The following is a 14,939-nucleotide window of genomic DNA, read 5'->3' on the forward strand; positions in this document are numbered from 1 at the left end:
GTATCCGGAGAATTATTACCGGCAGCGGAGAATGTTCGCTTTCGCTCTCACTCTCCGCTTTGTTTTTGGCTCCACCCTGCTAGACTTGAACTAGCGACCCTTCCGCCTGTGGCGGATCAGATGCTGATTCTATTTATAACTGTTCGTATCAACAAAGAGACAAATAAAAAAGCGGAGAATGTTCGCTTTCGCTCTCACTCTCCGCTTTGTTTCTTGCTCCCCCTGCTAGACTTGAACTAGCGACCCTCTGATTAACAGTCAAATTTATAAGTGTTTTCGATGTCTTGCTATTTTTTTTGTAAATTATATAAATATCAGTTAATCAATATTTAAAAGTGCAATATTTATTTTATTGATTTGTGTTTGTTTTCGATATTTGACTATATTTGTGTATCAAAATGTGTATCAAAATTATTTTATCCTGTAAAAGTATGATTACAACAACAGCAATAATTCTCGACACCCGTAGAGCTACGAAAGATAATAAATATCCACTTAAACTTAGGGTGACATTTCAACGAAGAAGAAAATACTATGGAACACAATACAAGCTGACCTTAGACGAATGGGATAAAGTCAATGGAAAAAAACCGCATAATGATTACAAAGAAATCCGTAACCAAACAAATAAAATCGTTGAGGAGGCGGATGCTGTCATCAAAAAAATGGAAAGCTTTTCGTTTGACCTTTTTGAAAAACAATATTTCAAAAAGGCAAGTGTGCGGGATATCTCAACTGCTTTTCAAAATTATATCGACAAACTCAATGAACAGTCTAGAATTAGTACGGCCATTTCATATCGGTGCGCAAAAAATAGTTTAGCAAAATTTAAAAATGAATTTTTATTTCAAGAGATCACTCCGGATTTATTGAGAAAATATGAATCTTGGATGCTTTCCAAAGGTAAATCAACTACTTCTGTTGGGTTTTATCTGCGCAGTCTCCGTACAATTGTTAATGAAGCAATGAAAGAGGGGGTTATAAAGGCTGAGCAATACCCTTTCGGAAAAGGGAAATACCAAATACCAACCGGACAGAATATCAAAAAGGCTCTCACAATAAAAGAAGTTCAACAAATCATAAGTTTTGAAACGGTTCCTGGAACTGCTGAAGACAAAGCCCGCGATCTCTGGATACTGTCATATATGTGCAATGGCGTTAACATGAAGGATATTTGTCGATGGAAATATAAAAATCTGAAAGGTGACAAGATCACATTTTATCGTGCGAAAACCGAAAGAACTAGTCGTAACCCTAAGCCAATTGTTATAATTCTCACCGACAAAGCAAAGAAAATTATTTGCAAGTGGTCAAACAAAAGAAAAAGCGATGAAACCTACATTTTTCCTTTTCTTAATGATATAAACGATCCCATTCGTGAAAAAAAAGCCGTTGAACAAGTTGTCAAAACTACTAACAAATATATGGTTCGTATGGCAAAAGACCTAGGTATCGAGACTAATCTAACGACGTACGTAGCTCGCCATACTTTTTCTACAATACTTAAACGCGGAGGCGTACCCATTGCTTTTATCAGCGAAAGTCTTGGGCACTCAGACCTTCGTACTACGGAAAATTATCTTGGGTCGTTTGAAGATGAGCAGAAAAGAGCTTTTGCCAGGTTACTGATTCCTGAGAAATAATAGAATGCTATGTGCAATACTTTTTTAACCCATCCAATATGCGAAAAAAAGCAAATCACGCCAGTCAGTCACAACCTTCGGAGCTTTTCCGTAGTTTATGTTCGCGGCAATGAAAAATAAAATGTTGCGCCCTTATCCGGTTCGGCCTCAGCCCAGGTTTTGCCGCCATGCCGCGTAATGATATTGCGGACATTCGCAAGACCGATGCCGGTTCCATCAAAACCTTTTGAGGAATGCATGCGCTGAAAAACACCGAATAATTTTTGCGAATATTGCATGTCAAAACCAATACCATTATCGTTGATAGAGAATAAGTATTCGTTCTCCGTTTCCCGAAAATCTATTTTTATAATGGATTTTTCTTTATTCTTTGAATATTTAAATGCGTTCCCAATAAGATTGATCCAAACCAGCAAGAGTAAGCTGTAATCGCCCTTTACCAAGGGCAGTGCTGAAACATGCCATTCTAACCGTGCTTCGTCGGCAGGCCTTATCACTTGCAGTCGGGCCGCTTCAACCACTTTATTCATATCCAGTTCTGTTTTCAACAATTCTTTGCGGTTGGTTCTCGAAAACTCCAACAGGTCGTCAATCAGTCGCGCCATCAACTTTGCATTTTTTATGATGGTATTCAAAAAATGCTGTGCTTCTTCTGCAAGGTTTTCTTTGTAATCGCTGGCAAGCATATCTGCAAAACCACTGATGTGTCTCAACGGCGATTGCAGATCGTGCGAAATTGTGTAGGAGAATGATTCAAGTTCCTTGTTGACTTGTTCTAACTCAAAAGTGCGCTCCTGAACGCGTTGCTCCAAATTGCTATTTAATTGTTTGACTTCATTTGTAGCGTTCCGGAGTTCTGTTATATCATTGATAACCCCCACCAAAAAATTACGACCCTTAGGGTCAACGTACAACGTTTTTATGGTAATGACTGTTCTTATTATTCCCTGTCCGTCTGTCAGTAACTCTTCGCTAATAATTTCCCTGCCTGTGTTAAGTACTGCTTTATCTTTAGAAATGAACACTTCCATCTGATCTTTTGGAAGATACTCATACCCGCTTGTGCCTAAAATTTCTTCTTTCGGAAGGTTAAGCATGGTGCAAAGGGCCTCGTTGACTAAGCAAAATTTATGTGTATCGTCTTTGACAAAGATTGGCGATGCCACTGAATTTATTATTTTATCCAGATAATCTTTTGATTCTTGTTGCACCGTACGTATCGGTTATTTTCAGTGTCCAGTTGCCATTTCCATTTTGGCCGTTATTCACGTTGCCCATAATATCCATTGGGATGAAAGTGCCGGTGAACGGTGCTGTTGCGGTACTTATCATGGTGGCCGCGCTGTCGTTGAGGCAGGTTCCGGTAAAGTTATCATCGCCGCCACCGATTCCGCTGAAAAGCATCACCGTTGTTCCATCGGGAGCAATCAGTTTGACATCCATATCAGAATCGTACGAGTGAGTGATATCAAGGCAAACTGCGAGCAGCCCGTGGCTGCCGTTGATAATTGCCGGGCTCAATCCCGACACATTAATTATGTAGTAATTGGGCTGTCCGTCGTCAGTAATAGGACCGCCTGTTCCGGTATAGGTCTGGGAAAAGCCGGTAAGAGAGGTAGATAAGAGCAGGATGCAGAGGAGAAATTGTTTCATCGGTAATCATTAAGTATGGATTGATGAGCAAATATAACAAATCAGATGTTTTTCGTATTGAATTTCATATATTTGTTACAACAAAAAAATAACAGTCATGGTACGATATTTTAAGATTTTTTGTGTTGCAATGCTGTTTTTCTCAAATGCAGCCAATGCACAATTCTCCGTTCAGAAAGCGGTTGTAGAGGTTTTTACCGGTAGTTGGGTGCAATATTCGCCTGATGGATTTGTGATACTGGATACATTGCTGGCACATCATCCGAATGCTATTGCTGTTAATATCCATAATTATGATGCAATGTCATTTACCGACGGAGATAGTATATCAAGTTTCTATAATCCGTCCTATCCACGGGCGGTGATAAACCGTGCTGGCGCCCCAATTAGTAGAACCGTCTGGGAGTCGACTACCAGCGGTATCCTTGCCGATCCGGCGTCAGTCACGGTCACCTTCGATTCCGTGATCTATAATTCCGGAACACGTGCACTGGATGTATATCTCAGAGCTACGTTTACCGGTACGGTTACAGGAACTCTTAATTTCAACTGCATCATAGTGGAAGATAGTGTTGTTGGAGTCGGATCTGGTTACAATCAGGTGAACAGCTATAATACAACCCCCGGGCATGCCTATTATGGCGCAGGAAATCCCATTGTCGGCTTACCTCACCGTTATGTAGCGCGGAACTATCTTGGCGGTGCATGGGGTACATCAGGCATCATAAATAATTCTGTAGGTTTCGGTGATATTTTCACACATCATTATTCAACCGTATTGCCGGCATCTTATAATGCGAACAGGATTTCTCTGGTTGGACTGGTTTGCAGGAATGACGGGTCGGCAACTGACCAGCGTAAGATATTAAATGCTGCAGAATGTGTTTCATTGTCACCACCCAACGCTTCTTTCACTGCCAGTACAGCAAATATTTGCAAAGGAGAATCGGTGACTTACACGAATACGAGCACCGACGATCCGACAGCATGGAGCTGGACTTTTGAAGGAGGCACTCCAGCCACATCGTTATTACAGTCGCCGGGGCCGGTTACCTATTCCATTCCGGGAAACCATATCACGACACTGGTTGTTACCGGGGCCACAGGATCAAATACGCATTCAATGAATATTGCAGTTGACAGTGCCGAAATTGGCGTAACACAGACACTTTATTCGCTTACGGCGAATGCTGCAATTGCAACTTATCAGTGGCTTGATTGTGATAACAATTTTGCAGTGATAGGCGGTGAAACGGGGCAGGAATATGTTCTTACGCATACGGGCACTTTTGCCGTTCAGGTTACTGAAGGCGGTTGTACCGATACTTCAGCCTGTATTGTGGTAACATCATTTGGAATTAACAACAATCAGCCGGGTGCGCTTTTTTTATATCCCAATCCCAATAGCGGCAGTTTTACGCTTGAGATGACGGATGATGGTATTATTGAGATAATAAATCAACTTGGGATGCCCGTATATTATTCCGGTGTGTTGCAGGGAAAAAATGATATAAGTGCAAATCTGGCTGCCGGTGCCTATATGTTAAGGGTGGTAAATGGGACTTCGACACACAACTTCCGGCTTATGGTCCAATAGCGAACGGAGAAAAACAAAACGGAGAATGTTCGCTTTCGCGCTCGCTCTCCGTTTTGTTTCCTGCTCCCCCTGCCAGACTTGAACTAGCGACCCTTCCGCCTATGACCGATCAGATGCTCTGACCTATTTAAAATCCATTTCATCAAGCCACCGCCTTTCCTGCCCGGAGTCACCACAACTTGTGCATGAAATAATATAAATTTGACATCAGAAAATGATTAGTATCTGGGACAAAAAGAAATCAATAATGTATCTGAATCGAGCGAACCGAAAAACGGGGAAGCTAGAACACAGCCGCGGAGAGGGAGTACAGGTCTTACTTAGGAAATAATGAATGAGAATGACAAGAACAGTGATGCAAAGGTGAAAATTTAATCATGTTGCACGTTCAATTGAATCTATTGTTCCGTCAAAGAATTTTCAATACTTTTGATTCTGAAATTACTAGCATTTTACAATCGCCCGTTTTGGAATGTTCCAGCACAATCAATTCTTATAACTCTCATGTCATTTTACATTCATTATAAAGATCCGAATTCCGCTGAAATGCAAATGTTACTGGAAAGTATCCCTAAATGCCCCGGGATATGTTTCTTCATGGATATCAACAAATCAACAGATCTTAAATACGCGTGCGGTATTGCCGACTGGGGAAGAAAACTGAATAACACGTTCAATTTCCTTGTTTACTCCAATCATTTTGAGAAGGATGTTGTAAAAGGTATTGGCGATGAGATCATGCTGTTTATTCCCGACACAGAATTGAAAAAAAAATACCCGGCGGGAGGTTATTACAATTTGCTGGAGGATATTTACGCTGCACTGTTCATGATTAACAATCACCCTGATGCCAGTTTATTTCTTAACTGCAAAGTATCTATACATTATTGCACTGAAGTTTACAATATCACGTTTCTTGAAGGGGCAAACGACTATTATGGCAGCGACATTGACCTTACCGCAAGGCTGATGACAAAATGTACTGAAAACCGGATTGTATTGAGTGAAGAATTTCTGGCAAAAGTCAGGAATGATCTTGAAGCTCAGAGCTTACCTATTGATAAAGGTTGTTTGCATCAAATCTCAGATAGGTTGAGTGAAAACTTCAAAGGTGTTCCGGGGAGTACTGAGTATAGAGTATTAGATGTAACATAAGCGTCATTTATAATGAAGGTGAGTAAAAATCTCTGCGTTTTAAGTTTCCTGATTGTGATTTCTTGTACAAACAGTCCGAAACCTCAGGAAGACATGAGCCAGTACAGGTATCAGGAAACTCGGGATCTGGTTAGTTTTGTTAATGATGCAGCAACACTTTTCTCGGCGAAAGGGAACGATGCATTTACTGAATTCGGCAAGCATAACAGTAAGTGGTTTACCGGTACAAAATACATTTTCATCTACGACCTGACAGGAAGGTGCGTTTTTCATCCTGTTTCAAAAGAGCTTGTTGGTAGGAATATGCTAGACATGAAAGATATGAACGGAAAGCCGATTATACAGTTAAATATGATGATCGCGTCAAGAGCAACCAAGCCTTATGGTTGGATTCATTGTCTCTGGGCTGAACCGGGAGAGATATTTCCTTCATGGAAAAATATATACATAAAGGGTGTTAAAGGGCCTGATGGAAAAAAGTATGCCATTGGCAGCGGTACGTATAACATCCGCACCGAGATACCTTTTGTTGTTGATATTGTTGATTCGGCTGCACAGCTCGTGCACCTAGCCGGAAAAGAAGCATATCCGCAACTTCTGGATAAAGCGAGTGTTTTTTATTTTAATGATTCCTACCTTTTCGTACTTACGTTAAATGGCAAGCTGCTCGTTGACCCTTCATATCCGACGAAAACTGGCAGGGATGTAAGTGATTTCAGGGATTATGCCGGCCATTATACTATACGGGAACTTCTAGGAAAACTGAAGAAGAATGATTTTGTTTATCTTTCTTATATGTGGCCGGCACCTGGACAACCGAACCCAATAAAAAAGATGCTATACGCGAGAAAAGTGGTTTCTGACAATGATACAGTTGTAGTTGGTTCAAGTTTATACCTTATGGAATCCATCTGGAAAAAATTCTAACATCCTGCAATGGCGACAAAACCCGCAAATTTAATCTATGGCGTAGATGATAAGCCGCCCTGGAAAACAGCTTTTGTTTTAGGGTTACAGCATGTCTTCAGCATGTCCAGTTGTTTGTTTATTCCCGTTTTAATTGCACAGGAGATTGGAGGAGGGTTTGACGTTATTCAATCACTCGTTTGTTTTTCCATGATTGCCGGCGGCTTAGGAACGGTATTGCAATCTCTGAGGAAAGGGCCGGTTGGATCCGGCTATCTGTGTCCTCATCTTGTGGGTCCATCTTATCTGTCGGTTTCCATTCAGGCCGCGGGAATGGGTGGGCTGCCGCTAATGCATGGGATGACACTAATAACAGGCCTTTTTGAAGTTCTTTTTTCCAGGGTTGTACATAGGCTCAGGTCATTATTCCCAACTGAAATTACCGGTCTTGTTGTACTGATGATTGCAGTTGGCCTGATACCTCTGGGTGCATCAAAATTTGTCGGAATTGATTATGCCGGCGACTCAATAAACACTAAAGAGTTATTCGTAGCCCTTATTACGCTTTTCACAATGATTGGTTTTAATATCTGGGGAAAAGGGAAACTGAGGCTTTTCTGTGTATTAATCGGGCTAGGAATTGGATATATAATATCAGCTATTACTGGAGTGATATCACATGATGATTATAATGTAGTGTTGAATGCCCCTTGGTTTTCACTGCCAGGAAAAGGAGTAAAAATGTTTAGTTATCAGTTTGACTGGGGATTAGTCATCCCGTTTTTTATCGTTTCATTGTGCTCCAGCCTTAAGTCTATCGGCAACCTTATTACTTGTCAAAAAATCAATGATGAAAAATGGTCCCGCCCGGATATGAAAAATATTGGAAAAGGATTATTTGCTGATGGATTAAGTGTTACCATTGCCGGTGCTTTAGGCGGTACGGCAACCGACACTTCGGCGAGTAATGTGGGCCTTTCTGTGGCCACATCTGCAACTAGCCGAAGAATTGGATACTTTGCAGGTTTTATCTTTACAGGGATTGCCTTCATACCAAAAATCGCTTCCATATTTTCCATTATGCCCTCGTCGATAATGGGTGCAATTGTAATTTTTGTAACCAGTTTTATGGTCATTTCCGGCATTCAGATCATACAGAGTTGTAAACTAGACACGCGGAAAACTTTTGTAATAGGACTGTCATTTATTTTCGGTTTAAGTGCGATTATATTGCCCGACCTCTATTCCCGGCTTCCGTCGTGGCTAAGCCCGGTCTTTTCATCCTCACTTACTTTAGCTACAATGCTTGCTATAATTTTGAATCAAATATTTCATATCGGAGCAAAGAAAAATGAAAAGGATCAAAAGGAAAAAGAAATTGAAGAAATGTCAGTATAAATTCTATTGTAATGGCCAATCCTGAAAATGAGAAGTTAATTGAATATCTGGTTGTCCGGAACAAACAAGGCCGAAGATTCTCCACCGAAAAGGATTCACGCTGGGGTGGACTTCTGGAGCCGGGCACTTCGGAGAATCCTGACAAAACAGGAGAAGGGCTGAGGGTCGCTTTGTTTGCAAGCTGGGATTTTGGCTATCTGGTACTTGAAACGTTAAAAGAATTTGAGAGGGACCAACCCGGAAGAATAAACCTTGTTGGGTTGGTAACCGACAATCCGTTGAATCCTGATGCAAAAATATCACTCAAAAAAAGAGTGTGGAACCTGCTCGAAATGCCTTATCGGGTAATCGATGAAACATATATCATTGAGTCAGGTCTCTGCCATGGTATCCCGGTATATACCGGTGAGATTAAGGTGCCATCTTTTCAGGCCATACTAAAACAATGGAATCCGGATGCCATTCTGGTATGCGTTTTTGGACAGGTGATAGACTCCTTCATTATTAATCTGGCTCATTATGGTATATACAATTTTCATCCGTCAGATCTGTCAAACCATCAGGGTGCTGGACCAGCGCCTTATGACGATCTCGCGAAGTATGATTTAAAAACTACGGTTTGGTCAGTGCATCATGTATCGGAAGAAATTGACGGCGGAGCTGTCGTCGGGAAGTCGCCTCTGGTTAACGTTCGTAATGAAAAAGGAGAACTTCCTGCCGATCCGCTTAAGGTTTACCGAAAACTTGCAGAAGCATTAAGTCCGCTTGCTTATTTTCTGGTGGATGAACTATTAGAGAAACACGAGCAAGGAAAACCTGAAAAGATCAGTAGTATTGACTTTGACAACCTTATACCCGGTTCAGTCAGGAACAAACTTCTAAAACCTGTAACAGGTGATCAGCCTGCCGATGCACTCTGTCTTCCAAAAGATTTTCTATTTAAGTCTGGGTAAAATAAAAGTGTACGTCAGGTACGCGCCTATGCCGGACGCGACAATGGCGCAAAGGGTGCCGATATACAAACCTGAAATCATATAGAAATGACGGATCGAGATGGCAAATACAGCGACCGTGATCATCCCCGTAATCATCAACGGCTTGGTCATTGCTCTCGAAAACATGACGCCGTTAGCGTAATATGAGATCGTAAGCATAGAAATAAACATTGCCGGGAATGCTGCAGCGATACCACCCAGGGCAGGACCACCCGCCTTTGCAATCAGCACGCTGAGCATTACTGCAAATCCTCCGAATACAGAACGGATCAATAGATGTTTTTCGGGTTGCCCCTTCTTTTCAGAAACAACGGATCTGATCCGCAGAATTTTCTCAAGTGTGATAAATGCACCGGACACAACAACGGCATATATAAAAAGATTGAGCAGAAAGTTAGCCCAGTTGAAAAAGTCAATAATAAACGCTGACACAAGCCAGAAACAAAGGGCAGACACCATTGCCAACCAAAAACCCCGCCGCGCCAGGGCAGCATAAACCACTAAGAACAAAACGGATATTGAAATGGCTATTGGAAATATTGTCGTGTCGGCAGCGGCATTTTCCGGAGATTCTGTTATTCCAATAAAAAAGAATGACAGCAGTGCAGTCGAAGGGAGTCCTCCAATAAAACCACCTGTTCTCGTGCCAAGCCGAAGCCCGGCAAGTACCGTGAAATAGATCCAACCGCTTGCTACCATAAATGTTAACAGCAGCTCTAACAAAAATATTTTGGATGTCATTTTTTACTAATCCGCCCGTTTACGTTACATGCAAATATATAAAAATAGGCGTTGCTGACTATCTTTCCGTCGCGATATGAGGCTATTGTACTATCGGGAACCGGCTATAATCAGGTATATTACACAAGTAAACAAGAAAATATGTTATTCGGTATTTTTATTATATTTGCTAACATTGGCAAACGATGTTTCCAACACGTACATACATGCATACAAACAACAGAACAGCCAAAGCAAAATTGACAGTTATAAAATCCCGGGAAAATGAAAAAACTTATACGCTCACTGGCGTTCGTACTTGTTGCCTCCTTTGTTCTAACCGCTGTGCCTTGTAGTGGAACTATGCTAATTCGCAATTTCTCAAAAACTTCGTTTTCCTATTTTTGCAGTATTCCCGATGCCGGCCCATTTATTTCAAACCTGTCATACGACAGCATTACAAAAACTGGTGTCAAAGTCTTTTGGCAAACAGATGTGCCCGCGGATTCAAAAATTAAATGGATGGTGTCAGATTCAAATTATCAGCCCATACTGTTTACGGATTCGATTTATTATGCCGCGCAGATAACAAATCACGCGATAATTGTCACCAACCTTAAACCGGCCACTATCTACAAATACCAGATTGTTTCTCAAAATCCAGGTGGGACAGCTGTCGATTCAGGCTACTTTATTACACAATCCGAATCAACCGGTGCTACTCAGGTATATTTTAATACCACGGTCGATACTACCGTCAGTATTGGAGAAAATGCAAAGGGTAGCCAGCATTTTGAAACACTTCTGTTAAACAGGATCGACAGCGCGAAATATAGCATTGATATTACGTTGTGGGACTTTGACTATTATACATCCATTTCGAATGCACTGATCAATGCAAAAAATCGCGGAGTGAGCGTGCGGTTTGTTTATAATCACACCTCTAATACACCCTTGATCAATTCGCTGCTCGCGAATGGTATTCCAGTGCTGAAAAGAGAATATGATACGACCTTTTCAATGCATAACAAGTTCTGGATTTTTGATTACCGCTTTAATCATGATTCAGTCCATAAGTATTTGTGGACTGGTTCGGCAAACGTTTCTCATGCGCAGTTTCACACCTCCAGAAATAATGTTATCGTTATTCAGGATGAAGCGCTGTGTGCCGCATATACACGGGAATTTGAAGAAATGTGGGGTTCGCATACGAATTTGCCCGACTCGGCAAACGCCCGCTTCGGAGATCGGAAAGTTGATAATGTACCGCACATTTTTAATGTTGCAGGTGTTCGGATGGAAGTCTATTTTTCGCCTTCCGACAGCGTTTGCGCATTCCTCTCTGATCTGATTTTGACGAAGCCGCAGCAAAGTCTGTACTTCTGCATGTTGAAATTTCAATTGCCGGCAATCGAAAATGTGCTGCATGTAGATTTCAATAATGGAATCGAAATCAAAGGTGTGTTTGATTCAACAGATTCCAAGCTTGCCAATTCCGCGTATCCGCGCATGAAAGGCCTTCTGGTACCCAACACATGGAATCCCGCGGCTGACGTATTCATTGATACAATACCCGGACTGGTTCATCATAAATATATGATCATTGATGCCGACTTTCCGGGAGGGAATAAAATCACTTCAACGGGATCATTTAATTGGGAAACGCCTGCCAATATTGGAAATGATGAGAACTCAATTACAATATTCGATGCAAGGATCAACAACCTGTATTATCAGGAATTCATTAAGCGCTATCATGAATCGGGCGGGCTTCTGCTTACCAATATTCAAAATGAAAATAAGGTACAATTTCCGCGGCTTGGACAGAACTACCCCAACCCATTTGATCTGAATACCGACATAGACTATCAGGTCACAATGCCCGGTAATGTCAAAATTGTTGTTTATGACATTGTCGGCCATGAGGTTCAAACATTGGTAAACGAAGTACTGATGCCCGGAACGTATAAGACATCATTTGATGGTTCTTTATTACAGGACGGAGTATATTTTTATAAAATTTATTCCGGAGATTACTCAGAAGCAAAAAGAATGTTATTGCTAAAATAGCCGGTTATACTTATAAACAAACAGCGGATGAAAGTAGAATTTGCCAGACACCCTTTAGTACAATTCAAGCAATTCAGGATTTTTTTCACGGGCAGGATGTTGTCTTCTGTAGGAGATAAGTTCTTTACCATAACACTGGCCTGGTGGATTATTTCGCAAGGGCAGCAGGACAGCAAACTGCACCTTGGAATACTGATGGCGCTTAATGTCCTGCCAGCGGTATTGCTGGGTTCGGTAATGGGGACACTGGCCGACAGATTCAGTCGGAAAAAATGCATGCAGCTGGCAAATTTCATCAGATTTTCATTGATAACAGGATTAACGGTATTGTATTTCACCAATACCCTGAGCATGTCATTGCTATATGTTATGGTCTTTGCAATTTCAACCTTTGTACCGCTGTTTGAATCGTCGGCCCAGTCATCACTCAGAAACCTCTCGGATGAAGAATCAGTGTCGCAGGTGGTAGCATTGAATTCCACGTCAATATACCTGTCGAATATTCTGGGCGCCATGATGGGAGGAATTATGATAGCAACGATCGGTATCGGATGGGCACTTGCTTTTAATGCCGGATGTTATTTCTTTTCTTTTGTCCTGATGTCGTTCATACGGCTTGACAGCAAAAGCACGGCGCTTAAAGAGAAGTTTTCTGAGCAGCTAAAACAGGGCTTCAGGTTCCTGAAAATGAATAAGCCCATTCTTTACATGCTGTTGATCTTTGCTTCACTTAATCTTTTTGCTGCCCCGCTAACGCTGATCATCCCGATGATCGTAAAATTCGAGTTGAAGGAAACGGCGCACTGGCTTGCACTACTTGATGGATCATTTGCACTGGGAGCAGGCATCACAGCAATGATTCTCAGTTTTAGAAAATCATACAGCAGCATTTACCTCACTATTTTTCTCGCCTTATTTACCATGGGACTTTCTATGGTACTTGTGGGGCTTACGCCGATAAAATATGTGCTGATCGCAGAGTTCCTCGTGATCGGTTCAACGCTGGCCATAACCAATGCAATAGTAATTACACTATTTCAGCGTCATGTGCCAGATGCTATGAAGGGACGGTTCTTTTCACTTCAGGTGAGCATTGCTACAGCAGTCATTCCTCTTGCATATCTCCTGAATGGCCTGATGGCACAGAGCATGGCTGTTCAAACCATGCTTTTTATCAATGGAGGACTCACTGTGGTAGCCGCAATACCAATATTGTTTATCCCGAGAATCAGTAATAAATTATAAAATGAATGCCTGAACCGGCAGTATCGCATTATTGCCGGCGTTTTTAAAAACAAATTTCAAGAACATGGAAGACCTCCGCATATCCGCAAGAAACGATATCAGTCTGATAAAAGCAGTAATGGCTGGTGCCGTAGCCTATGCGCAAACTATTGGTTTTAGTGGGAAAGAGTGCAGCCACATCGAGTTGATCCTTGAAGAAGTGCTGAGCAATATCATCAAGTATGAGTATTTGCCGGGGCAACAAGGGCTCATCGAAACCGAAATGCAAACGACCACACTGGGCATCGGAATTACGCTCAAAACAACCGGTATCCCAATGGATACAGATGCTATAAAAACATTTGAGCATGTTAAAATTGAAGATATTCTGTATCACGATGCCCATGGCCTCGGGATGTTACTGATCAAGAACCTTGCTGACAATGTGGTTTATACCAACAAGGGCAAAGAAGGTCAGGCAATATGGATTGAAAAATACCTTCCGCACAAACACATCAATCACGATGAAGCCCTGCCGCCTGCACCTGAGGATCCCGTCGAGGAAGCCGCACGGGTAAATTTCTATATACGCAGAATTAAACCTGAGGAATCGCCCGTCATTTCACGGCTTGCTTATTATACCTATAACCTGACCTACATTTACGATCACATTTATTATCCCGAAAGGGTAAGGCAGCTGAATGAAAAGGGCGAGCTAATGAGTTATGTCGCCGTTAATACTGCCAATGAAGAGATAGTTGGTCATTGCGCCCTGATCAAAGATGACTTATCGGAGATGAGAGAAATGGCTGTAGCTTTCGTCAACCCGGCCTACCGGGGCTCAGGATGTTTGAAGGAATTGTCAAAATATCAGCTTGCTGAAATTGAGAAAATGGGTGCTGACGGTGTTTTTGTGCATGCCGTTACAACACACCCCTACTCGCAGAAAGCAGCCATGAGCATGGGTTTAGGAGAATCGGCGCTGTTCATTTCGCGTTTAACAGTGTTGAAGATGAATAAACTCAATACCGAAAATGAGAACCGGGAATCCCTGCTTTTTCAATGCAGCTTTTTTAAGACACGTCAGCACAAAAACGTTTTTGCGCCACCCCATCACCGCGATATGATCACGAAGATATTAAAGAATATAGGCGTTGATATTGAGCTTTGCGAAACTGCAGCTAAGCCCAATGGCAATGACAGTGAAATGAACAGTGCTATTGAGACAAAAAGCGATGCGTATTTGTGCGGACATATTTTTGTGAAGCAGTATGGTAATGACATTCAGAAGCGTATCAGCAAAACGCTGAAAGCTTATTGTGTCAGTCGGATAGAGACGGTATATCTGTACCTGCCGCTCGATAGCCCTGAAACAGCGCAACAGTGTAGTGCTTTTGAAGCCCTCGGATTTTTCTTTGGCGGGCTCCGGCCTGGAAATGATGGCTCAATATGGCTGCTGCTGCAATATCTCAATAACCAGAAATATGACTATGAATCCCTGCGCTTCTGCTCTCCATTCGGACAGGAGCTGATGGACTATATCCGGAATCTTGACCCTAATACCGAAAATGAATAAAA

General features: G+C 41.9%; 12 protein-coding genes. 9 read left to right on the forward strand and 3 right to left on the reverse strand.

The features are described from left to right. Window positions 1-431 precede the first annotated feature (431 nt). A complete protein-coding gene (locus tag WCM76_03140) occupies window positions 432-1,643 on the forward strand; it encodes a site-specific integrase (protein MEI6764608.1) in 1,212 nt (403 codons plus the stop codon). Between the two features lie 95 nt (window positions 1,644-1,738). On the opposite strand, the gene WCM76_03145 is transcribed toward WCM76_03140, so the two are convergent. Together WCM76_03145 and WCM76_03150 are read right to left on the reverse strand one after the other, a co-directional pair. Beyond that, window positions 1,739-2,854 (reverse strand): ATP-binding protein, encoded by a 1,116-nt coding sequence (locus WCM76_03145; GenBank protein ID MEI6764609.1) that lies wholly within the window; start codon window positions 2,852-2,854, stop codon window positions 1,739-1,741. Further along, the gene (locus tag WCM76_03150) at window positions 2,823-3,296 is read right to left on the reverse strand and encodes a proprotein convertase P-domain-containing protein (protein MEI6764610.1); all 474 of its coding nucleotides are present in this window, start codon (window positions 3,294-3,296) and stop codon (window positions 2,823-2,825) included. Before WCM76_03150 ends, WCM76_03145 begins: the two co-directional genes overlap by 32 nt. 97 nt (window positions 3,297-3,393) lie before the next feature. Here WCM76_03150 and WCM76_03155 point away from each other — a divergent pair, with 97 nt between their 5' ends. The 5 genes from WCM76_03155 (at window position 3,394) to WCM76_03175 (ending at window position 9,305) form a co-directional block, all read left to right on the forward strand. Then, window positions 3,394-4,893, forward strand: coding sequence for an Omp28-related outer membrane protein (locus WCM76_03155; GenBank protein MEI6764611.1), 1,500 nt, complete (start codon window positions 3,394-3,396; stop codon window positions 4,891-4,893). A gap of 546 nt (window positions 4,894-5,439) precedes the next feature. Continuing rightward, on the forward strand, window positions 5,440-6,048 hold the full coding sequence (locus WCM76_03160; protein MEI6764612.1) for a hypothetical protein: 609 nt from the start codon (window positions 5,440-5,442) through the stop codon (window positions 6,046-6,048). A 12-nt stretch (window positions 6,049-6,060) separates the two neighbouring features. Next, a complete protein-coding gene (locus WCM76_03165; protein ID MEI6764613.1) occupies window positions 6,061-6,975 on the forward strand; it encodes a cache domain-containing protein in 915 nt (304 codons plus the stop codon). 9 nt (window positions 6,976-6,984) lie between these two features. Then, a complete protein-coding gene (locus WCM76_03170) occupies window positions 6,985-8,352 on the forward strand; it encodes a solute carrier family 23 protein (GenBank protein MEI6764614.1) in 1,368 nt (455 codons plus the stop codon). Between the two features lie 11 nt (window positions 8,353-8,363). Continuing rightward, window positions 8,364-9,305 (forward strand): formyltransferase family protein, encoded by a 942-nt coding sequence (locus tag WCM76_03175; protein MEI6764615.1) that lies wholly within the window; start codon window positions 8,364-8,366, stop codon window positions 9,303-9,305. Here WCM76_03175 and WCM76_03180 read toward each other — a convergent pair. Continuing rightward, on the reverse strand, window positions 9,288-10,088 hold the full coding sequence (locus WCM76_03180) for a DUF3147 family protein (GenBank protein ID MEI6764616.1): 801 nt from the start codon (window positions 10,086-10,088) through the stop codon (window positions 9,288-9,290). The genes WCM76_03175 and WCM76_03180 overlap by 18 nt on opposite strands. 264 nt (window positions 10,089-10,352) lie before the next feature. Between WCM76_03180 and WCM76_03185 the strand changes: the two genes are divergently transcribed. From WCM76_03185 to WCM76_03195, 3 genes are all read left to right on the forward strand, one after another. Further along, on the forward strand, window positions 10,353-12,137 hold the full coding sequence (locus WCM76_03185; protein ID MEI6764617.1) for a phospholipase D-like domain-containing protein: 1,785 nt from the start codon (window positions 10,353-10,355) through the stop codon (window positions 12,135-12,137). Between the two features lie 27 nt (window positions 12,138-12,164). After that, window positions 12,165-13,382 carry an MFS transporter gene (locus WCM76_03190; GenBank protein MEI6764618.1) on the forward strand — a complete coding sequence of 406 codons (1,218 nt, stop codon included), beginning with the start codon at window positions 12,165-12,167 and terminating at the stop codon, window positions 13,380-13,382. A 64-nt stretch (window positions 13,383-13,446) separates the two neighbouring features. Further along, entirely contained in the window at window positions 13,447-14,937 is a 1,491-nt protein-coding gene (locus WCM76_03195; GenBank protein ID MEI6764619.1) for an ATP-binding protein, read from the forward strand. Window positions 14,938-14,939 lie beyond the last annotated feature (2 nt).

It is taken from the genome of Bacteroidota bacterium, from assembly GCA_037133915.1.
In the GTDB taxonomy this organism is placed as follows: Bacteria; Bacteroidota; Bacteroidia; order Bacteroidales; family CAIWKO01; genus JBAXND01.

Bases quoted from the DNA above. Each gene is read 5' to 3' on its own strand.
- WCM76_03140 (MEI6764608.1), top strand. From the start codon at position 432: ATGATTACAACAACAGCAATAATTCTCGACACCCGTAGAGCTACGAAA.
- WCM76_03150 (MEI6764610.1), bottom strand. From the start codon at position 3,296: ATGAAACAATTTCTCCTCTGCATCCTGCTCTTATCTACCTCTCTTACC.
- WCM76_03155 (MEI6764611.1), top strand. From the start codon at position 3,394: ATGGTACGATATTTTAAGATTTTTTGTGTTGCAATGCTGTTTTTCTCA.
- WCM76_03160 (MEI6764612.1), top strand. From the start codon at position 5,440: ATGCAAATGTTACTGGAAAGTATCCCTAAATGCCCCGGGATATGTTTC.
- WCM76_03165 (MEI6764613.1), top strand. From the start codon at position 6,061: ATGAAGGTGAGTAAAAATCTCTGCGTTTTAAGTTTCCTGATTGTGATT.
- WCM76_03170 (MEI6764614.1), top strand. From the start codon at position 6,985: ATGGCGACAAAACCCGCAAATTTAATCTATGGCGTAGATGATAAGCCG.
- WCM76_03175 (MEI6764615.1), top strand. From the start codon at position 8,364: ATGGCCAATCCTGAAAATGAGAAGTTAATTGAATATCTGGTTGTCCGG.
- WCM76_03180 (MEI6764616.1), bottom strand. From the start codon at position 10,088: ATGACATCCAAAATATTTTTGTTAGAGCTGCTGTTAACATTTATGGTA.
- WCM76_03185 (MEI6764617.1), top strand. From the start codon at position 10,353: ATGAAAAAACTTATACGCTCACTGGCGTTCGTACTTGTTGCCTCCTTT.
- WCM76_03190 (MEI6764618.1), top strand. From the start codon at position 12,165: ATGAAAGTAGAATTTGCCAGACACCCTTTAGTACAATTCAAGCAATTC.
- WCM76_03195 (MEI6764619.1), top strand. From the start codon at position 13,447: ATGGAAGACCTCCGCATATCCGCAAGAAACGATATCAGTCTGATAAAA.